General features: G+C 66.3%; 12 protein-coding genes. 4 read left to right on the forward strand and 8 right to left on the reverse strand.

Annotated elements, in window-relative coordinates; translation table 11 throughout:
- Window positions 1-65: 65 nt before the first annotated feature.
- The 4 genes from RCH22_RS13760 to RCH22_RS13775 all read right to left on the reverse strand — a co-directional run bounded on the left by RCH22_RS13760 (window position 66) and on the right by RCH22_RS13775 (window position 4,898).
- A complete protein-coding gene (locus tag RCH22_RS13760) occupies window positions 66-1,559 on the reverse strand; it encodes a sugar transferase (RefSeq protein ID WP_327014436.1) in 1,494 nt (497 codons plus the stop codon).
- A 167-nt stretch (window positions 1,560-1,726) separates the two neighbouring features.
- On the reverse strand, window positions 1,727-2,743 hold the full coding sequence (locus RCH22_RS13765) for a hypothetical protein (RefSeq protein ID WP_327014437.1): 1,017 nt from the start codon (window positions 2,741-2,743) through the stop codon (window positions 1,727-1,729).
- A gap of 2 nt (window positions 2,744-2,745) precedes the next feature.
- Window positions 2,746-3,459 carry a low molecular weight phosphatase family protein gene (locus RCH22_RS13770; protein ID WP_327014438.1) on the reverse strand — a complete coding sequence of 238 codons (714 nt, stop codon included), beginning with the start codon at window positions 3,457-3,459 and terminating at the stop codon, window positions 2,746-2,748.
- The gene (locus tag RCH22_RS13775) at window positions 3,456-4,898 is read right to left on the reverse strand and encodes a polysaccharide biosynthesis tyrosine autokinase (RefSeq protein ID WP_327014439.1); all 1,443 of its coding nucleotides are present in this window, start codon (window positions 4,896-4,898) and stop codon (window positions 3,456-3,458) included. Before RCH22_RS13775 ends, RCH22_RS13770 begins: the two co-directional genes overlap by 4 nt.
- Window positions 4,899-5,088: 190 nt before the next feature.
- Between RCH22_RS13775 and RCH22_RS13780 the strand changes: the two genes are divergently transcribed.
- Together RCH22_RS13780 and RCH22_RS13785 are read left to right on the forward strand one after the other, a co-directional pair.
- Entirely contained in the window at window positions 5,089-6,927 is a 1,839-nt protein-coding gene (locus RCH22_RS13780; RefSeq protein ID WP_327014440.1) for a bifunctional diguanylate cyclase/phosphodiesterase, read from the forward strand.
- A 38-nt stretch (window positions 6,928-6,965) separates the two neighbouring features.
- Window positions 6,966-7,703, forward strand: coding sequence for a CPBP family intramembrane glutamic endopeptidase (locus tag RCH22_RS13785; protein ID WP_327014441.1), 738 nt, complete (start codon window positions 6,966-6,968; stop codon window positions 7,701-7,703).
- A 6-nt stretch (window positions 7,704-7,709) separates the two neighbouring features.
- Here the strand turns inward: RCH22_RS13785 and RCH22_RS13790 are convergent, their stop codons facing one another.
- Window positions 7,710-7,988, reverse strand: a complete 279-nt coding sequence (locus tag RCH22_RS13790; RefSeq protein WP_327014442.1) for a sugar transferase — start codon at window positions 7,986-7,988, stop codon at window positions 7,710-7,712.
- Between the two features lie 9 nt (window positions 7,989-7,997).
- Between RCH22_RS13790 and RCH22_RS13795 the strand changes: the two genes are divergently transcribed.
- Complete coding sequence (locus tag RCH22_RS13795; RefSeq protein WP_327014443.1) at window positions 7,998-8,165, forward strand: hypothetical protein; 168 nt, start codon at window positions 7,998-8,000, stop codon at window positions 8,163-8,165.
- Window positions 8,166-8,453: 288 nt separating this feature from the next.
- On the opposite strand, the gene RCH22_RS13800 is transcribed toward RCH22_RS13795, so the two are convergent.
- From RCH22_RS13800 to rpoB, 3 genes are all read right to left on the reverse strand, one after another.
- Window positions 8,454-11,351, reverse strand: coding sequence for an EAL domain-containing protein (locus RCH22_RS13800; protein ID WP_327014444.1), 2,898 nt, complete (start codon window positions 11,349-11,351; stop codon window positions 8,454-8,456).
- A 199-nt stretch (window positions 11,352-11,550) separates the two neighbouring features.
- On the reverse strand, window positions 11,551-15,462 hold the full coding sequence (locus RCH22_RS13805; RefSeq protein ID WP_322138823.1) for a DNA-directed RNA polymerase subunit beta': 3,912 nt from the start codon (window positions 15,460-15,462) through the stop codon (window positions 11,551-11,553).
- Window positions 15,463-15,509: 47 nt separating this feature from the next.
- The gene (gene rpoB / locus RCH22_RS13810) at window positions 15,510-19,001 is read right to left on the reverse strand and encodes a DNA-directed RNA polymerase subunit beta (protein ID WP_134449706.1); all 3,492 of its coding nucleotides are present in this window, start codon (window positions 18,999-19,001) and stop codon (window positions 15,510-15,512) included.
- A 375-nt stretch (window positions 19,002-19,376) separates the two neighbouring features.
- Between rpoB and RCH22_RS13815 the strand changes: the two genes are divergently transcribed.
- Window positions 19,377-20,246, forward strand: coding sequence for a fused MFS/spermidine synthase (locus RCH22_RS13815; RefSeq protein ID WP_327014445.1), 870 nt, complete (start codon window positions 19,377-19,379; stop codon window positions 20,244-20,246).
- Window positions 20,247-20,320 lie beyond the last annotated feature (74 nt).

A 20,320-nucleotide genomic window follows, 5' to 3' on the forward strand; every position in this document is an offset into this window, starting at 1 on the left:
GCATTCGGCCAATTCGGTACCTTTAGTTGATTCGGACATGAGCTCTTGCTCGCAACACGACGATTTCAAATCGCCCCATCTGAGCTGAACACAGCCTTGAAGGTTCTCCACAGAATCACGATGTCGCCAGTGAAAGACCAATTCTCAACGTAGTAAAGATCTAACCGGAGGCTATCTTCCCACGACAGATTCGATCTGCCGCTAACCTGCCACAGGCCACTCATTCCGGGCTTAACGAATAGACGCCGTGTCGCGGCGGAATCGTAGAGGGCGACTTCCCCCCCGCGCTGAGGACGCGGGCCCACAAGACTCATATCCCCTTTCACGACGTTGAAAAGTTGCAATAGTTCGTCGAGAGAATACCGACGCAGGAATCCACCAATTTTCGTGAACCGTGGATCGTTGGCGACTTTGAACAGCGGTTGATCAATCGTTCCTTGCGCCTTGAGCAAGGCGACCAACTGGGCGTCCGCATTAACTGTCATGGAACGGAACTTGAGCATGCGGAATGGCTCGCCATTGAGGCCAACTCGTTCCTGCCGAAAGATGACCGGCCCGACACTAGTCAAACTGACCAGGGCCGCAATACCTATGAGAAGGGGAGAAAATAGAGCCAGAAGAGTGATCGATCCGACAATATCCAGACTCCGTTTGGCGAAATTCTTGAGACCGTCGTAGGTCGGTGTCTCCACGTGAATCAGCGGTAGGCCAGCTACCGGACGCGCATGGATCCGAGGACCACCGATGTCCGTGAGGGCAGGGGCCATGACGAGGTGCTGGCGCCCAGGTTCGAGACTCCAGCTCAGTTCGCGAATGCGTGCGGCCGGCAGGTCATCACTGCTCGTGATAACGACTGTGTCGGCTCCTGTGAGTGCCAGCGCGGCCTGCAGCTCGTCGAAATCACCGACCACCGGAACTGTAGTGCCGGGGAGGTGTTCCAATCCGGCCGGTCGCGGCACGCACGCGCCGACAACCCTATATCCAGCCTCGGTTGAGGATCTCAAGACTTCTGCAAGATGGGTCGCTGAGTGAACCGACCCGACGAGGAGCACGGTCGAAGAAAAGGTTCCTCGTTCGCGTTGCACCCCGAGCCACTGACGCCACATCCACCTGGCAAAGACCAGCACTGCCACGCCGATCGGGAAGGCGATGAGGATATAGCCGCGGGCGACATCCACTTTAAAGAGGAATGCGATGATGGCGAGCAAGCCGAACAAGCGCAGGGACGCATTGGCGATGAGTTTGTACTCGTCTGGGCCGGTTCCGAGCACCCGGTACCCCCGGCTGCCGTAGATCGTGAGCATCAGCACCCAGCAGAGGATCAGGACCACGGACACTGCGGTGTAGTTCACCGCGAGGTCGAGCGAGGTTCGACGGATGGACAGGTCGGCGGAGTCAAGGCCGAACCAGAAGAACTGAACGCCGAAGACGACCCAGACCAATACGAGGAAGTCGGTGATGGCTAGCCGGAGTGCGTAGACGGTGCGCCAGTCGCGGGACACTGACTTCGCAGGTCGCGCAGGTGCCCGCACTGCCAGCGGTATGACGTTCTCGCTCATGTCCCCCCGGACGGATGCAGACCAGGAAGACTCCAATTGGCCTACAGGATCGATGTGCATCGCTCAGGGATAAGCTTACAAACGGAGGCTACCCCCCATTGAGGGGGGTAAAAACCTGATAGGAGATACTTCCGGTGTTTAGCGGCTTCACTCCCCGAGATATGGGCTTACTTGAAAGTCGCGCCCGCGTCGGTCGAGCGCACGACGGTGTCGCCCGCCCAGAGCCAGATGGTGCTGCCGGCCTCCGAGACAGCGACGGTTCCGGGGAGGGCGGCGGCCGCGGTGCTCGTGGTGTGGCAGCCAGCGACCGTGGCAACAAGTGCGTCGGTGACGGTGAGCAGTTGCGTGCCGGCGCAGTCGGGGCGGCCGGCCGAGACCACAAGGTAGCCCGTGCTGGCGCGGGCGAGGGCGATCGCGCCGGGGGGGGTTGCCGGGGCGGACCAGGTCGCGGCGGCATCCGTCGTAGTGAAGAGGCGGCCGTCGGCGCAGAGCGCAGCGGCGACCTTGTCGCCCTTAGGCGCGAGCGCGACGACGGCGTCGCAGGGAGCGGCGTGGTCGGCGCCCGGGGCGTGCACGCGGGCGCGGTTGGCGGGGTCGACATACCAGCTGGTGGCGACCTTCTCCGGGTAGGCCTTGTAGTTGTCGCCGGAGACGAAGGTCTTGACGACCTGGGGTGCGCAGTTGGACTTGGCGAGGCCGAGGAGTTCGACGGTGGTTGCGCTCGTGACGGTGAGGCTTTGCGGGGCGGTTACGTCGGTGGGGCCGCTCGCGTCGGTGGTGTCCCAGGTGGCGCCGGAGTCGGTGGTGAGTTGCGGGGCGGCCGTGGTGGCGGGGCAGGCGCCGGTTTGGGCACGCCAGGCGGTGGTCGCGTCCACCGCGACAAGGAGGTGAGTGGCAGGGACGGGCAGGATGGTTCCGCTGCTCGCGGTTGTGCTGGCGGGGGTGGGGGTCGCAGCCGGTGTCGCGCTGGGCGTCGCGGCCGGGGTCGTCGATGCGGTGGGCACGGTCGTGGCGCCGTAGGACGGGATAATGCGGGGCGTGCCACCGGTGGCGGAGGCGCGGGTGGAGTTGATAGCCCAGATGATCAGCAGGATGTCGAAGGCGATGAAGACGGCCACGCCGATGTAGACCCAGACGCGGCGGCGGGAGCTGTCCCGGGGCGTGTAACGGGTTTTGCGGGCCATGGTCAGACCCTCATTCCGAGTGAACCCGCTAGGGCGGTGGCGATGGTCCTGACTGCGGCGTCGATCGCGACGCCGACTCGGTCGTAGGTGGCCTGGGAGCGCCGGTAGGGGTCCTCGATGTCGTCGTCAGCCGGGGCGGCGGGCGGCGGGGTGAGGCCCCGGCTCGCGGCGACCTCGGCGATGTAGGCGCGGAGGGTGCTGGCGGGGTTGGCAGCCGCATCGACGAGGGACACGGCGTGGGCGGCCGTGGGAGCGGCGGCATCCGTTCGGGTGCGCTCGGCGGCGGCGTGTACGGCGGCGGCCTGCTCGGCCTCGGCGAGGCCCGCGGTGAGGCGGGCGAGCTGGTTGAGCGTGAAGGCGTAGCGGGAGGCGCGGGGGTGCAGGGAGACGACCTCGCTGCGGTGCTCGCGGGCGGCGGTGACCACGAGGTCGGCGTCGGCGACGAGCTTCGCGGTGAGCTGGCGGGCGTGGTGCGCCTCGGGGTGGCCGCCGTAGTGGATGGAGAGGGCGGCGGCTTCGTCGGGCATGCCCTCGCCGACCATGGCGTAGGTGCCGGCGCTCAGCACTCGGGCGGGAACGCCGGCCGCGGTGAGGCGGGCGGCGAGCAGCTGCTCGGCGAGCGGCGACCGGCAGATGTTGCCGGTGCAGACGACGAGAATCGTGAACGGAGGCTCGGCGGGGGCTGTACTCCCGGTCGGGACTGAGTCAATCGTCAATTGCGCACCTTCTGCTTAGGCCCCCTCTTTCGGGGGGTCTGGTCCAGAGTATCGGTTTCGCCGTACCCGTAGCCATACCCGTAGCCATAGCCGCCGTAGCCGTACGCGTCGGCGCCGGTCGTCGGCAGCATCGTGAGCACAAGACCCGAGACGGAGGCGCCCACATTACCCAGGGCGGCGATCGCGGCGGTGAGCTGGCCCTTCTGCACACGGCCGGCCGCGGCCACGATGATGGCGCCGCCGACGTTCTTGGCGAGGATGGCGGCATCCGTCACCGGGAGGAGCGGCGGGGCGTCGAAGATGACGACGTCGAACTTGTCGTTGAACTCGCCGATGAAGTAGGACATGCGGGCGGAGCCGAGCAATTCGCTCGGGTTCGGCGGCACCTGGCCGGCGGGGAGGACGAAGAGCTGGGCCTTGCCCCAGGGCTGGATGATGTCGGCGAGCTCGGCGCGGCCGACGAGGAGGTCGGTGAGGCCGACGGTGCCATCGACGCCCATGTAGTCGGCCATCTTCGGGCGGCGCAGGTCGGCGTCGATGAGCAGCACGCGCGCGCCGGAGTCAGCGAGGGCGATCGCGAGGTTGGCGGCGGTCGTGCTCTTTCCCTCGCTCTGGATGGAGGAGGTGATGACGAAGCTGCGGTCGGTGCGGCCAACGTCGAGGAACTGCAGGTTGGTGCGCAGGGTGCGGAAGCTCTCGGCGCGGGGGCTGCGCGGGTCGACGTGCACGATCAGGGGGCGTTCGCTCGCCTTCGCATCGAAGACGATGCCGCCGAGGATGGGGATGTCGGTGATCTGCTCCACATCGCGTTCGCTGCGGATGCGGGTGTCAAGGGTCTGGCGGAGCACCGCGGCGCCGACACCGAGGGCCAGGCCCACAAGCAGGCCGAGCGCGATATTAAGAGGTACGTTCGGGCTGACCGGAACGCTCGGCACGGTGGCCTCCTGCGCGCGGGTGAGCTTGACCGGGGAGACCGGCTCGGCGCCGGTGGCCGTGGATGCGGGGGTCTCGATGGTCTGCACGACGGCGGTGAGACTCAGCGACGTGGCGTTGGCGATGTCGGCGGCACGCACGGGGTCGGTGTCGATGACGGTGATCTCGATGATCGAGGTATCGAGCGGGGCGGCCGCGGTGATCTGCTTGGAGAGGACATCGGCGGGGATGCCGAGTTCGAGGCTCGCGATCACAGGCAGGAGCACGATCGGGGTCGCGACCAGGTCGGAGTAGGTCTTGACCCGCTGCACGGTGAAGCTGTTGCCCTGGGCGAGGTCGCTCGTGGTGCCGGTGGACTGGGTGGAGACGAAGACCTTGGCGGTGGCGCTGAACTTCGGGGTCTGCACGATCGACGCGGTAGCGGCGGCGGCGACGCCGACGAGCGCGAGGATGAGGATCATCACCCAGCTCTTGCGGAGGATGCGAATGTAGTCGCGAAGTTCCACTAGGCGGCCTTCCCTGTGTTGACTTACCGTGCGCGTGTGCGGTGGTGCGCGAGGGCACAGCAGATGCCCCCTTCGTCATGGTGTCACAGGTGCACCGTGCCGTTGGGCTAGGACTGGGCAATCTGCCTGAATGGGGGTCAGAATACTGAGCAAATGGGGGGTGCTGGTGACGGGACGGTAGGCTCGCAGAATGGGCGCGTCACTGGGGAACCGCAGGAAACAGCTGGGTGAATCGCTCGGTCGATTCTTCCGCGCCGAACTGATGGCCACGTTCCACCCGGGGATGTTCGACAACCCGAAGGTGGCCGGGCTGCTGCTCGGCAGCCTGACGACGTTCGCATCCCTCGTGCTCTTCGTCTACGTAAGCACACCGGACGAGAGCGTGGCCCCACACGCGGGCCTGTTCGTCCTCATCGCGAGCGTTTCGCTGGCGGTCGGGCTGCTCTCGATGCTGTTCCGCCGGTTCTTCACCCGGGCCGTGCGCAAGGTCGTGCTCACGTTCGTGCTGGTCGACACCGCCGTCAGCGTCTACCTGACCGACACCACCTCTTCGGCCCTCGCGATGAGCACCTGGATTCTCGTGGTGCTGGCTCTCTCCTATATGTTCCTGCCGATCGTGCAATCGCTGCCGTTCGCCGTGGCCGGTACGGTACTGGTCACGACTGCCCTGTTCGTGCATCCGGGTATGCGCGGCATCGACCTGCTCCTGATCATCCCCGCGGCGATCATCGCGAATTTCGGGCTGCACTGGCTCGTGACGAGCGCTCTGAAGTCGGAGACCGACGACCTGACCCGGCTCGGCAACCGGATCTACTTCAAACGCATCCTCAACGATCACGTTCGAAGCGCCCCGCCCGGCGACGTGACGACGGTCGTGCTCGTGGACCTCGACCACTTCACCCTCACCAACGAGGTGCGGCAGCGGGCCTACGGCGACACGATTCTCATCGACTTCGCCGCCCGGTGCACACGGCTCGGCGGCCCGGACTCGGGCGCGGTCGTCGCCCGCACCGCCGGCGACGAATTCGCGATCCTGCTGCCGGGCATGACCACCTGGCAAGCCGAGGCCGCGGTCGAGGCGATGCGGGCGGATGTCCACGTGTTCTCCGCGGGCATCGCCGGCCACGAGCCGGGCGAGTCGGCCTCCGGGCTCCGCACGCGGGTGACCGAAGCGCTCTCGAGCGCCAAGCGGGCGGGGCGCGGAACCACCCGCATCCATGGGGGCCACTATGCGACGGCGACGGCGGTCGGCCAGGCGATCGCAAACGGCGAGTTCAGCCTCGTGTTCCAGCCGATCGTGGATCTGCGCACCCGGCGGGCCGTGGGCGCCGAGGCGCTGCTGCGCTGGACGCACCCGACCCGGGGCGCCATCTCGCCGGTCGAATTCATCCCGTTGTGCGAGGCGAGCGGTGCGATGCCGCGCCTGGGCGACTGGATCGTCGACACCGCCGTGACGATCGCGTCCTCGTGGACGATGCCGGTCGAGCCGGGTGCACCGCCGTTCTACGTGAGCGTGAACGCCTCGGGCATCGAACTCGGCGACCCGCACTACGCCGACCGGCTGCTCGCACTGTGCGCAGCCGCCGCGCTGCCGGCGGGCGCACTCAAGATCGAGCTCACCGAGAGCGACTACGTCGTGGAGTACGACGCGGTGCACGCGAACATGGCCCAGCTGCAGACGTCGGGCATCCCGATCATGATCGACGACTTCGGCACAGGCTCGTCCAACCTCGAGCGGCTGAGCGAGGTGCGTGCGAACGTGCTGAAGATCGACCGTCGCTTCATCTCGGGGATCGACTGCGCCGCCGACGACGCCCCGCTCGTACAGTCGATCCTCGGGCTCGCCCGCGGGCTCGGCAGCAGCGTCATCGCCGAGGGCGTCGAAACGGATGTCCAGGCCGACTGGCTCGAAGAACACGCGTGCCGCTTCGCGCAGGGGTATTTGTTCTCCCGGCCCGTGGCATCCGCCGACCTTGCCGCCGTGTGCGCGGGGCTGAGCGCGCGCTCGGCGGCGCTGCGCCCGGAATAGGCGGGCCGGGCGCACGGCCCACACGATAGTTTGAGTGCATGACCCCCGCCACACCCGCAGCCCCCGCGACTCCCCCGGCCCGGCGCGTGCGCTGGGGCCTCGATGACGCGGCCGCCGGCGCGGTCGGGGCGATCCTGCTCGTGCTCGCGGCCGACTGGGCGCTCAGCCACGGCTACCTCACCGACCCGCGGCTCGTCGAGGTGCTCAGCTATCTGGTGGTGTGGGTGCCGCTGCTCGGAAGCGTGCTCGTGGCCTGTTACCTGCGCGGCTCCCGCTCGCTCGCCCGTGACTTCGGGCTGCGCTTCCACCCGCTCGACCTGCTCTGGGGGCTCACGATCGGGCTCCTGACCCGGGTGGTGGCGAGCCTGTTCGAGATCGCCGGCTACGGGCAGATGGGCACCGCGGGCGCCACGCTCGACGCCCCGGCGCACGACGCCTGGTGGATCGTGTTGTCGCTCCTAGCCCCGGTGCTGATCGCTCCCTTCATCGAGGAGCTGTTCTTCCGCGGCCTGATGCTGCGCGCGGTCGCCGCGGCAACGGATGCCCGCCGCCCGGTGGCCCTGTCCCTCGCGTGCGCGGTGAGTGCGCTCGTGTTCGCGCTGTTGCACGTGGTGGATGCCGGTTCGCCGACCGCCCTGTGGGTGGTCGGAGCCGGGACATTCGTGTTCGGGCTCGCGGCGGCATCCGTCACCGCGGTCACCGGGCGGCTCGGCGGGGCGATCGTCGCGCACGTGGTGTTCAACGGGCTCGTGATGGTGCCGGCTCTGCTCGGGTAGCGGGCGTCAGCGGGCGCGGATTCGGCCGCGACGTGTGCGGCGGCGAGCGGCCCGGGCGGTGCGCCAGAAGATGATCATGTCGCCCACGATCGACCAGTTCTCGATGTAGTACATGTCCAGGCGCAGCCGTTCTTCCCAGGGCAGGGTGGACTGCTCGTAGAGCTCGCCGAGGCCGGTCATGCCCGGCTTCATCAGGAATCGGCGGTGCTCGAGGCTGTCGAAGCCCGCAACCTCGTCCTCGAGCGGCGCGCGCGGTCCGACGAGCGACATCGTGCCGGTGAGCACGCTGACCAGTTGCGCGAATTCGTCGAGACCGAAGCGGCGCCGGCGCGCGCCGGGGCGCCGGGCATCCGCCGACCCGAAGCCGAGCAGGGTGAACAGGCGGCCGCCGCGGGCATGACATTAGGCGGGCGCGGCCTTCGTAAACCGGCGCGGGCGCCACGGATGCCGCCGGCCCGGTGAGGCTGCCGGCATCGAGTCTCAAGAGCAGGCTCTCGGGTACAGGGAAGAACGGGAGCACTTAACGACGGATACCCCCTCGCCGAGGCGAGAGGGGCATCCGTTATGTGAGAACTCCGCGAGTGAGGCGCCGCTATGAAAACCGCTGATCCACCAGCAATCTCGCGAGGCTAGGACAGCACTGGAGCGCGGACCCGCCCGCCGGAACTCGGTGAGGGGATCTGCGTGCCGGCTCACCGATCGACCTCATTCGCGCGCCTCCCCGTACTCGACCGCTGGCGCGCGCGTCGGTCAGCGGTCGAAGCTCACGACGGGCAGCGGTGACGGGCCCGGCCTGGAGAAGAGGTAGCCCTGCCCGTAGCGGCAGCCCATGGACCGGAGCAGGTCGCGTTGGCCGGCCGACTCGATGCCCTCGGCGACGACGTCGAGTCTGAGCGAATCGGCAAGGCGCAGGATGCCCTCGACGATCGCGCGGTCGTGTTCGGAGCGTTCGAGGTCGCGCACGAAGGTGAGGTCGATCTTGAGCAGGTCGACGGTGAAGGCGCGGAGGTGCGTGAAGGAGGAATAGCCGGTGCCGAAGTCGTCGATCGCCAGTTTGACACCCAGTTCCCTCAGCTCCTGCAAGGTCCGGGCCGCGGAGTCGATCGCCTCGAGCACGGCGCTCTCCGTCAGTTCGATCCAGAGGCGCTCGGGAGGCAACCCGCTCTCCGCCAGCGCGCGTTTGACAACGACGCCGAAGTCATCCTGCGCGAACTGTCGTGGAGAGACGTTGACGCTCACCGCGAGGCCGCCGTCGAGGGTCACGGCCGCCCGGCAGGCCTGACCGAGAACGGTCACGCCGATGCCATTGATCAACCCGACTTCCTCTGCGATCGCGATGAACTCGCCCGGGTATACGATGCCGCGCTCGGGGCGGCGCCACCGGGCGAGAGCCTCGGTGGCGACGACCGTGTCCTCCTGGAGATCGACGATCGGCTGGTACCAGGTCTCGATCTCGCCGAGCTCGACGGCGTCGCGGAGGGCGAGCTCGGTGTCCAGCCGCCGGTCGATGCGGCCGCGCAGGTCGTCGTCGAAGACCTCGTAGCGGGCCCGGCCCCGACCCTTGGCCGAGTACATGGCCTGGTCCGCGTTGCGGAGTAGCGCCTCTGCGTCGTCGTGGCCGACGCCGAAGGCGATGCCGATACTCGCGTCGACGGATGCGACCAGGTCCCCGATCCGGATCGGTTCGGCGATTGCCCGCTGCAGGTTGTCGGCGAGGGTGTTCACGTCCTGGCTGCTGGCCACGCCCGGACAGATGATCACGAATTCGTCTCCGCCGATGCGGGACACCGTATCGGTGGACCGCGCCTGCTGCCGGAGCCGCACCCCGACCTCGGTGAGCACGGCGTCCCCGATGTGGTGGCCAAGACTGTCGTTGACGAACTTGAACCGGTCCAGGTCAATGAACAGCACGGCCACGCCCTGCCCGTGCCGGGATGACTGCAACAGCGCCTGGTTGAGCCGGTCGAGAAGCAACAGGCGGTTGGGCAGGTTGGTCAGCGGGTCGTGGAACGCGAGGTGCTCCACTCGGGCCTCGGCGAGGCGGCGGGCGGTGATGTCTTCCACCTGGTAGAGCAGTGCGCCAGCCTGCTCCCCGGCGGGGATCTCGGCGATACTCACCTTGACCCAGGTTTCCTCGTCGTCGACCCGGAGCATCCGCCGGTCCATGCGCTGCCGCGTGGAGGGCCCGTCGAACACCTCCGACGTGCGGTCGCCGGGCGCTCCGGCATCGAGCGGCATGAAGATGGCCTCAATGTGCTGGTCGACGACAACGGATGCCGGCCCGGCGAGCTCGAACAGCCGCGGGTTGGCCGCCACCACCCTGCCGTCGAGATCCACGATCGCCGTGCCGAGCGGTGACGACGCGAACGCCGCCTCGAACCGTGCCCGCGCGGCCGAGACCGCCTGCTCCGCAGCGTGGAGCGCGGTCACGTCGGTGACCGTGGCCACGTGCCCGGTGACCTGACCGGCGTCCCGGATCGGCGCGGTGCTCACCTGTACCCAGTTGACCTGACCGCCCGGGGTGCGGAAGCGCATCATCGCCTCGTACGCAACCCCGGCGCCGATCGCGGCGGCCCAGTCGCGGCGCACGCGTTCGGAGTCGTCGGGGTGGATGGCGGTGGCCATCCCGTCCCGCTGGGACTGTTCCCTGGTGAGGCCGCTCAGGGCATGCCACTGGTCGTTGGCAGTGAGAAGTCCGCCCGCCGCGTCCATCTGCACGATGCCCACCGGGGCGATCGCGACGAGCGTGTGCAGCGTGTCGGCGACCTGCACGAGTTCACGGGTGCGGCTTTCCACCGCCGTCTCGAGGGCGTGGTTGGCCGCGTCCATCGCGACCATGGCGGAGTCGCGCTGCCGGTCGAGGTCGCGGAGCCTACGGGAGGCCACCCAGCTCAGGCCGATGCCGACCACCGTCATCGTGGCGATCATGAAGGCGACACCGAGCACCGTGTCGAACCAGCCCTGTCGCTCGCCCCAGAGTCGCAGCCAGCCCAGCACGAAGGGGCCGAGCAGGAGGAGCGGAACGACGGGCCGGAGCAGCCGCCCTGAGCTACCCGGGTCGCGCAGCAATCCGACGAGGCCGTTGTCGGGCCGGGTGAGAAGGATCGAGACCGACGCGAACGCCACCGCAAGAGCGGTGATGAGAGCCATGCTCGTGTACCCGCCCAAGGTGTAGAGCGAGGACGCCCCGTAGGCGTAGCCGAGCAGTGCGAGCAGGCTCACGGTCAGCGAGCCGAAGGCGAGGCCGAGCATCCAGGACGCCCGCGGCAGCAGGCTCGCGCAGACGGCGATGCCCATAAGTATCAGTGAAACGGCCGTCGCCGGCGCCATGCGCGGATCCTGACCGCCGAAGGCGATGCCGGGCAGCAGTCTGTCGACGCCGAGCGTCACGCCCAGAATGTCTTCGGCGAGGGTGAGGGCGCCGAGCAGGGCGACGGGAAGCCCCAGGACCAGGGCCACCCGACGCCGCTCGAGCAGGAACAGGGCCAGCGACAGCATGATGAGAGCCAAGGCCGGCGTCGGCTTCATCGACCAGGGGCCGGCGAATGGGGCCGGCAGGGTGCTCGCACCGAGATACCAGCCTGCGAGCACCATGAGTCCCATCGCCCCGGTGACGGCCGCGCTGATGCGTGCCAGTAGAAGTTGCATGCTGCCCTCGTGCTCGCGAGACGCGGAAATACCTGCGCCCCATCACAGGGTACCCGGCGCGGCCCAGCGCGTCACACCACCGCTTCCGTCGAGAATTGCCCGGCGCGCCGAGTGTCGCCGGCGCTCCAGCGACGGGGCGTTAACGACGGATGCCCCCCTCACCGAAGTGAGAGGGGCATCCGTCTGAGAGAACTACACGCTACTTGTAGGTACCGGGCGTGAAGTCGTCTGACGAGAAGCTGTCGAAGTCGACGAAGCTCAGGTCACCCTCGTTGAACGCGGCATCATCGGTGAAGATGCGGTTCGGGTAACGCTCGGCCTTGGCCTCCTCCGTTGCCTCGACGGTGACGTCGCGGTAACGGGGCAGGCCGGTGCCTGCCGGGATCAGCTTTCCGATGATGACGTTCTCCTTGAGGCCCATCAGCGGGTCGCTCTTGCCTTCCATGGCCGCCTGGGTGAGAACCCGGGTGGTTTCCTGGAAGGAAGCAGCCGACAGCCAGGACTCGGTCGCCAGGGACGCCTTGGTGATTCCCATGACTTCCTGACGAGCGGATGCCGTCTTCTTGCCCTCGGTGAGTGCCGCACGGTTGAGTTCGTTGTACTTCAACCGGTCGACGAGCTCGCCGGGGAGCAGGCCGGTGTCGCCGTGTTCGACGACGGTGACCTTGCGGAGCATCTGGCGGACGATGACCTCGATGTGCTTGTCGTGGATCGGCACACCCTGCGAACGGTAGACGTCCTGGACGCCACCGACGATGTGCTTCTGCACGGCCCGGACACCCTTGACGCGAAGAACTTCCTTCGGGTCGACGGCGCCGATGATGATCTGCGTGCCGAGCTCGACGTGCTGGCCATCCTCGACGAGGAGGGTGGAGCGCTTGAGCACCGGGTACGCGATCGGCTCGTCGCCGTTGTCGGGGGTCAGGATGACCTTCCGGCTACGGTCGGTGTCCTCGATCGTGATGCGTCCGGCAGTGTCGACGATGGGCGACGCACCCTTGGGGGTACGTGCTTCGAAAAGCTCCTGGACGCGCGGCAGACCCTGGGTGATGTCGTCAGCGGATGCCGAACCACCGGTGTGGAAGGTACGCATGGTCAGCTGCGTGCCGGGCTCACCGATCGACTGTGCGGCGATGATGCCGACGGCCTCTCCGATGTCCACGAGCAGGCCGGTCGCGAGCGAACGGCCGTAGCAGACCGCACACACACCGACGGCAGACTCACACGTCAGCACGGAACGCACCTTGATGGTCTCGATGCCGGCCTCGACCAGCTTCTCGATCAGCACGTCTCCGACGTCGTCTCCGGCGTCGGCGACAACCTCGCCGGCTGCGTTGACCGCGGCTGCGGCCAGGCTGCGAGCGTAAACCGCGTTCTCCACGTTGGGGTGGCGAACCAGGTTTCCGAGCGGGTCGACGATCGCGATCGGCAACTCGAGGCCCTTGGTCGTTCCGCAGTCGTCTTCGCGGATGATGACATCCTGCGAGACGTCCACGAGACGACGGGTGAGGTACCCGGAGTCGGCGGTACGGAGGGCGGTGTCGGCCAGACCCTTACGGGCACCGTGAGTAGCAATGAAGTACTCGGCGACGGACAGGCCTTCGCGGTAGCTCGAGATGATCGGGCGAGGGATGATCTCACCCTTCGGGTTGTTCACGAGGCCTCGCATGCCGGCGATGTTACGCACCTGCAGCCAGTTACCACGAGCACCGGACGTGACCATGCGGTTGATGGTGTTGTCCTTCGGGAAGTTCTTCTGCATGGCCTCGGCGACGTCTTCGGTCGCCTTCGTCCAGATCTGAATGAGCTCCTGGCGGCGCTCGAGGTCGGTCGTGAGACCCTTCTCGAACTGCGACTGCACCTTGGCGGCGAGCTTCTCGTAGCGGGCCACGATCTCGGGCTTGTCCGGCGGAGTGAGGATGTCGCTGAGCGCGACGGTCACACCGGACCGGGTGGCCCAGTAGAAACCGGCGTCCTTGACGCGGTCAAGCGTCGCGGCAACTTCCACCTTCGGGTACCGCTCGGCGAGGTCGTTGACGATCGCCGAGAGGCTGCCCTTGTCGGCCACCTTTTCGAAGTACGGGTAGTCGACCGGCATGGCCTCGTTGAAGATCGCGCGGCCGAGCGTGGTGTTCACCAGCACGGTACCGACGGCCTGGCCGTTGACGAGTTCCACGCCTTCCGGCTGGGTGCCCTCTTCGAAGTACTTGTCCGTCAGACGGATGCGTACCTTCGCGTTGAGGTCGAGGCCCTGGTTTTCTCCCTTTTTCTGGTCGAAGGCCAGGATCGCCTCGGCGATCGAGGAGAACGAGCGGCCTTCGCCGATCACGCCTTCCTTGAGCGTCGTGAGGTGGTGCAGACCGATGATCATGTCCTGGGTGGGCAGGGTCACCGGGCGGCCGTCGGACGGCTTCAGGATGTTGTTCGAGGCGAGCATCAGGATGCGCGCTTCGGCCTGGGCCTCCATCGACAGCGGCAGGTGCACAGCCATCTGGTCACCGTCGAAGTCGGCGTTGAACGCGGCACACACGAGCGGGTGCAGCTGGATGGCCTTACCCTCGACGAGCTGAGGCTCGAAGGCCTGGATGCCCAGGCGGTGCAGGGTGGGCGCACGGTTCAGCAGCACCGGGCGCTCGCGGATGATCTCCTCGAGCACGTCCCAGACCTGCGGGCGTGAACGTTCCACCATGCGCTTGGCGGCCTTGATGTTCTGAGCGTGGCTCAGGTCGATCAGGCGCTTGATCACGAACGGCTTGAACAGCTCGAGTGCCATCTGCTTGGGCAGACCACACTGGTGCAGCTTGAGCTGCGGGCCGACGACGATGACCGAACGGCCGGAGTAGTCGACGCGCTTGCCGAGGAGGTTCTGGCGGAAACGACCCTGCTTGCCCTTGAGCATGTCGCTCAGGGACTTGAGGGCGCGGTTGCCTGTTCCGGTGACGGGACGGCCGCGACGACCGTTGTCGAACAGTGCGTCGACAGCTTCCTGCAGCATCCGCTTCTCGTTGTTCACGATGATCTCGGGGGCACCGAGGTCAAGGAGGCGACGCAGGCGGTTGTTGCGGTTGATCACACGACGGTAGAGGTCGTTGAGGTCGCTCGTGGCGAAACGGCCACCGTCGAGCTGCACCATCGGGCGCAGTTCGGGCGGGATGACCGGGACGACGTCGAGCACCATCGCGGCCGGCGAGTTGCCGGTCATGATGAAGGCGTTGACCACGCGGAGACGCTTGATGGCGCGGATCTTCTTCTGGCCCTTGCCCTCGGCGATCTGCAGGTGCAGGTTTTCGCTCTCGGTGACCAGGTCGAAGGCCAGCAGGCGCTTCTTGATGGCTTCGGCGCCCATGTAGGCCTCGAAGTACATGCCGAAACGGTCCTGGAGCTCGTGGAAGACGCTGTCCTCGGGCTTGAGGTCGCCGACCTTGAGGGTGCGGAAGTCTTCCCACACGCGCTCGAGGTGCGCGATCTGCTCGTCGAGGGACTTGCGGACCTGCCCCATTTCCTTCTCGGCGGCGTCCTTGGTGCGCTTCTTCTGGTCGCTCTTGGCGCCCTCTGCCTCAAGGGCGGCGAGGTCGGTTTCGAGGCGGACGAGGCGGTCGGCGATCCGGGAATCGCGCTGGCCTTCGAGGGTCTTGATCTCGAGGCGAAGCTCGTTCTCAAGGCCCGGCATGTCCTGGTGACGGCCGTCTTCGTCGACCGTGATGACCATGTACGCAGCGAAGTAGATGACCTTTTCGAGGTCCTTCGGTGCCATGTCCAGCAGGTAGCCGAGACGGGAGGGGACTCCCTTGAAGTACCAGATGTGGGTGACGGGGGCGGCGAGCTCGATATGGCCCATCCGCTCACGACGCACCGACGACTTGGTGACCTCTACGCCACAACGCTCGCAGACGATGCCTTTGAAGCGAACTCGCTTGTACTTACCGCATGAGCATTCCCAGTCCCGGGACGGTCCGAAGATCTGCTCGCCGAACAGGCCGTCTTTTTCCGGCTTGAGCGTGCGGTAGTTGATGGTTTCGGGCTTCTTGACCTCACCGTGCGACCAGCGACGGATGTCGTCTGCGGTCGCCAGGCCAATTCGAAGCTCGTCAAACGTGGTTACGTCGAGCAATTTCTCTCCTTGAAGAGTGTTCGGAGTATTTGTCATTCTGCCCGGCCCTAGATGTCGTCGATCGAGGATGATTCGAAGCGGGTGGAAATGTTGATGCCGAGCTCTTCCGCAGCGCGGAACACCTCGTCATCCGTGTCGCGCAGGCTGACGGCGGTTCCGTCCGAGGACAACACCTCGACGTTCAGGCACAGGGACTGCATTTCCTTGATGAGGACCTTGAAGCTCTCGGGGATGCCCGGCTCCTGGATGTTCTCACCCTTGACGATGGCCTCGTACACCTTGACGCGGCCGAGGATGTCGTCGCTCTTGATGGTCAGGAGCTCCTGCAGGGCGTACGCGGCACCGTATGCCTCGAGCGCCCAGACCTCCATCTCACCGAATCGCTGTCCACCGAACTGCGCCTTACCACCCAGCGGCTGCTGCGTGATCATGGAGTACGGACCGGTCGAACGAGCGTGGATCTTGTCGTCGACGAGGTGGTGCAGCTTCAGGATGTACATGTAGCCGACCGAGATCGGGTTCGGGAACGGCTCGCCGGAGCGGCCGTCGAACAGCTGCGTCTTTCCGGTGGAGTCGATCAGTCGCACGCCGTCGCGGGTCTTCGTCGTCGAGTCGAGGAGACCCTCGATCTCGATCTCGAACGCGCCGTCGAACACCGGGGTGGAGACCTTGGTGTTCGGTGCGGCGTGGTGCGCCTGCTCGGGCAGGTTGGCGGCCCACTTGGGCTTGCCTTCCACGTCCCAGCCCTGCTTCGCGATCCAGCCGAGGTGCGTTTCGAGCACCTGGCCGAAGTTCATGCGACCGGGGATACCGAGCGGGTTGAGGATGATGTCGACCGGGGTACCGTCGGCGAGGAACGGCATGTCCTCGATCGGCAGGATGCGGGAAATAACACCCTTGTTGCCGTGACGGCCGGCGAGCTTGTCACCCTCGGTGATCTTGCGCTTCTGGGCGATGAAGACGGCAACACGCTGGTTGACGCCAGAGCCGAGCTCGTCGTCGCCATCCTGCGAGTCGAACACCTTGACGCCGATGATCGTTCCGCGCTCACCGTGGGGCACCTTGAGCGAGGTGTCGCGAACTTCGCGGCTCTTCTCGTTGAAGATGGCGCGCAGCAGGCGTTCCTCGGCGGAAAGCTCGGTCTCGCCCTTCGGCGTGACCTTTCCGACCAGGATGTCGCCGGGGCGAACCTCGGCGCCGATGCGGATGATGCCACGCTCGTCCAGGTCTGCAAGCAGGTCCGGGGAGACGTTCGGCAGGTCGCGGGTGATCTCTTCCTTGCCGAGCTTCGTGTCGCGGGCGTCGACCTCGTATTCCTCGATGTGAATCGAGGAGAGGGTGTCGTCCTTGACCAGGTTCTGGCTCAGGATGATCGCGTCCTCGTAGTTGTAGCCTTCCCACGGCATGAATGCCACGAGGAGGTTCTTACCGAGGGCGAGCTCTCCGTTGTCGGTGGCGGGACCGTCGGCGATGACCTCGCCGGCTTCGATCCGCTCACCTGCGGTGACCATGACGCGGTTGTTGTAGCTCGTGCCCTGGTTGGAGCGCGCGAACTTGCGCATGTAGTAGTCCTGCGTGCCACCCTCGTCAAGCTGGATGGTGACGACGTCGGCCGAAACCTCCATCACCACACCCGACTTGTCGGCGGTGATGACGTCGCCGGCGTCGATGGCCGCGAAGACCTCCATGCCGGTACCGACGAGCGGGCTGTCACTCATGAGGAGAGGAACGGCCTGGCGCTGCATGTTCGCACCCATGAGGGCGCGGTTCGCATCGTCGTGCTCGAGGAACGGGATGAGGGAGGTCGCGACGGACACCATCTGGCGCGGGGAGACATCCATGTAGCCGATGTCTTCTGCGGGGAAGAGGTCGACCTCGCCACCCTTCTTACGCGCGAGGACCCGGGGCTCGGCGAACCGGGCGTCCTTGGTCAGCGGCGCGTTGGCCTGGGCGACGATGAACTCGTCTTCTTCGCTCGCGGTCAGGTAGTCGATGGTCGTCGTGATGACGCCGTCGACGACGCGACGGTACGGGGTCTCGATGAAACCGAAGGCGTTGATCCGCGCGAACGAGGCGAGCGAACCGATCAGGCCGATGTTCGGGCCTTCCGGGGTTTCAATCGGGCACATGCGGCCGTAGTGCGAGGGGTGAACGTCTCGCACCTCGACGCCGGCGCGGTCACGGGACAGACCACCCGGGCCCAGCGCGGACAGGCGACGCTTGTGCGTCAGTCCGGCGAGCGGGTTGTTCTGGTCCATGAACTGCGACAGCTGGCTGGTTCCGAAGAACTCCTTGATCGCGGCGACGACGGGGCGCACGTTGATCAGGGTCTGCGGGGTGATCGCTTCGATGTCCTGCGTGGTCATGCGCTCGCGGACGACGCGCTCCATGCGGGACAGGCCGGTGCGGACCTGGTTCTGGATGAGCTCGCCGACGGCGCGGATACGACGGTTACCGAAGTGGTCGATGTCGTCGATGTCGATGCGGATGTCGGTGGGGACGCCCTCACGGATGCCGGAGATCGTGGTCTGGTTGTCGTGAAGGGCAACCAGGTACTTGATCGTGGCGAGGATGTCTTCGAGGGTCAGCACGGAGGAGCTGAGCGGCGCTTCGATGCCGAGCTTGCGGTTGATCTTGTAACGACCAACCTTGGCCAGGTCGTAACGCTTGGAGTTGAAGAAGAAGTTGTCGAGGAGCGCGCGGGCTGCCTCGGCGGCGACCTGCTCTCCGGGGCGCAGCTTGCGGTAGATGTCCTTGAGGGCTTCTTCCTTGGTGAGGATGTTGTCCTTCTCAAGGGTGAGCTCGATGGACGCGAAGCCCTTGAACTCTTCGAGGATCTGCTCGCTCGTGAGGCCGAGTGCCTTGAGGAACACGGTCACGGACTGCTTGCGCTTGCGGTCGATGCGAACGCCGACCTGGTCGCGCTTGTCGATCTCGAATTCGAGCCAGGCTCCACGGCTCGGGATGACGCGGGCGGAGTAGATGTCCTTATCGGAGGTCTTCTCCTGCTCGCGGTTGAAGTACACACCGGGCGAGCGCACGAGCTGTGAAACGACGACACGCTCGGTGCCGTTGATCACGAAGGTGCCCTTGGGGGTCATCAGCGGGAAGTCACCCATGAACACGGTCTGGGTCTTGATCTCACCGGTGAGGTGGTTCATGAACTCAGCGTTCACATAGAGGGGTGCGGAATAGGTCTTGCCCTTTTCCTTGCACTCGTCAATGGTGTACTTCTCAGGCTCGAGCTCGGGGTTGGTGAACGACAGCTGCATCGTTTCGCCGAGGTCCTCGATCGGGGAGATCTCTTCGAAGATCTCGTCGAGCCCGGTGCGGGTCGGGAGGTCCTGGCGACCTTGCGCCTGACCTTCTTCGACACGCTTCTTCCACTTGTCGTTTCCGACAAGCCAATCGAAGGACTCCGTCTGCAAGGCGAGCAGGTCCGGGACCGTCAGATTGTCTGTGATCTTTGCGAACGACAGACGCCCTGCAGCGCGGCCGTTCTTGGGTGAGTTGGTGGTTGCGTTGCGCGCAGCAGCCAAGGAAATAACCTCCGTAGACCCCGTCAGGTCTAGTCACTGTTAGTAATGAATTCCGAGTACGCTCCCCAGACCCTCAGTTTGAAACGAGGTATGCCTCAAGGTGGCTTGAGCACGCAAAGCCGACCGCAATATGAAGGCATAGATTTGTCTGGGAGCGCAAAGATCAACTATAGGCTGTCTTTCCCCCTCTGTCCACCCCAATCTTGACCTTCACCATTTTCTCAGGTATAACCCGCCGCATCCGCCACCCCCGCTCTTTCGCGAAAGCGGGTGAATCGTCGTTATGGCGCGCTCTAACCGACGATTCACCCGCTTTCGCGGCCCGGGCACGGGGGTGCGCGGGGGTGCGCGGGGAGACTGGGGGAGACTGGGGGGATGAGCAGGTCAGAAGTGCAGCATCCGTCGGTCACGTTGAAGCTGAGCGGGTTGACCGCGGAAATCGTGCCGGACCGGTTCGTTCCGGGGAGCTTCGAGCTCATCGTCGACGGCACGCCGCAGTCGCACGTGAACATCGACAACCCGGACGAGTTGTTCTTCGAGTACGTGCAGCGGATCGGGCATGTCATCGACCTGCTTGGGGACGTGGGCGAAGCGATCACGGCCGTACACCTCGGTGCGGGTGCGCTCACGCTCCCCCGGTACGTCGAGGCGACGCGGCCCGGCTCGCGGCAGCAGGTCGTCGAGATCGAGAGCGACCTGATCGACTTCGTGCGGGCCGAACTGCCCTGGGACAAGCGCGCGAACCTGCGGGTGCGGCACGGCGACGCCCGCGAGGTGCTCGCCAAGCTGCCGGCCGGGCTGCACGGCACGACCGACCTCGTCGTCGTCGACATCTTCTCGGGGGCGCGCACCCCTGCCCACGTGACAAGCCGCGAATTCTACGAGCTCGCCCGGCCGCTGCTGAGCCCACGCGGGGTGCTCGTCGTGAACGTCGCCGACGGGCCGGGGCTCGCCTTCGCGCGCGCGCAGGCCGCGACGCTCTCCGCGGTGTTCCCGCACGTGATCGGCCTCGCCGAGACCCAGGTGCTCAAGGGGCGCCGGTTCGGCAACATCGTGCTCGTCGCGACGCTCTCGCCGGTCGACCTGACTTGGGTGCCGCGGCTGCTCGCCGGCGGGCCGCACCCGGCCAAGGTCGTCGAGGGCGCGGAGCTGCGCCAGTTCATGGCGACCGCGCTCGTGACCACGGATGCGACGGCGACGCCGTCCCCGCTGCCCGGCCGCACGGTGTTCCAGATCGGCAACTGAGCCCGAGCGTGACATGAACGTTTGGTGACGTTGCGGCACCACGAAGGGGCCCCCGGCGACGGAGACAAATCGTT

This window comes from Cryobacterium sp. GrIS_2_6 (assembly GCF_035984545.1).
Classification (GTDB): domain Bacteria; phylum Actinomycetota; class Actinomycetes; order Actinomycetales; family Microbacteriaceae; genus Cryobacterium.

Coding starts and splice junctions, on each gene's coding strand:
- RCH22_RS13760 (WP_327014436.1), bottom strand. CDS start 1,559: ATGAGCGAGAACGTCATACCGCTGGCAGTGCGGGCACCTGCGCGACCT.
- RCH22_RS13765 (WP_327014437.1), bottom strand. CDS start 2,743: ATGGCCCGCAAAACCCGTTACACGCCCCGGGACAGCTCCCGCCGCCGC.
- RCH22_RS13780 (WP_327014440.1), top strand. CDS start 5,089: ATGGGCGCGTCACTGGGGAACCGCAGGAAACAGCTGGGTGAATCGCTC.
- RCH22_RS13785 (WP_327014441.1), top strand. CDS start 6,966: ATGACCCCCGCCACACCCGCAGCCCCCGCGACTCCCCCGGCCCGGCGC.
- RCH22_RS13800 (WP_327014444.1), bottom strand. CDS start 11,351: ATGCAACTTCTACTGGCACGCATCAGCGCGGCCGTCACCGGGGCGATG.
- RCH22_RS13815 (WP_327014445.1), top strand. CDS start 19,377: ATGAGCAGGTCAGAAGTGCAGCATCCGTCGGTCACGTTGAAGCTGAGC.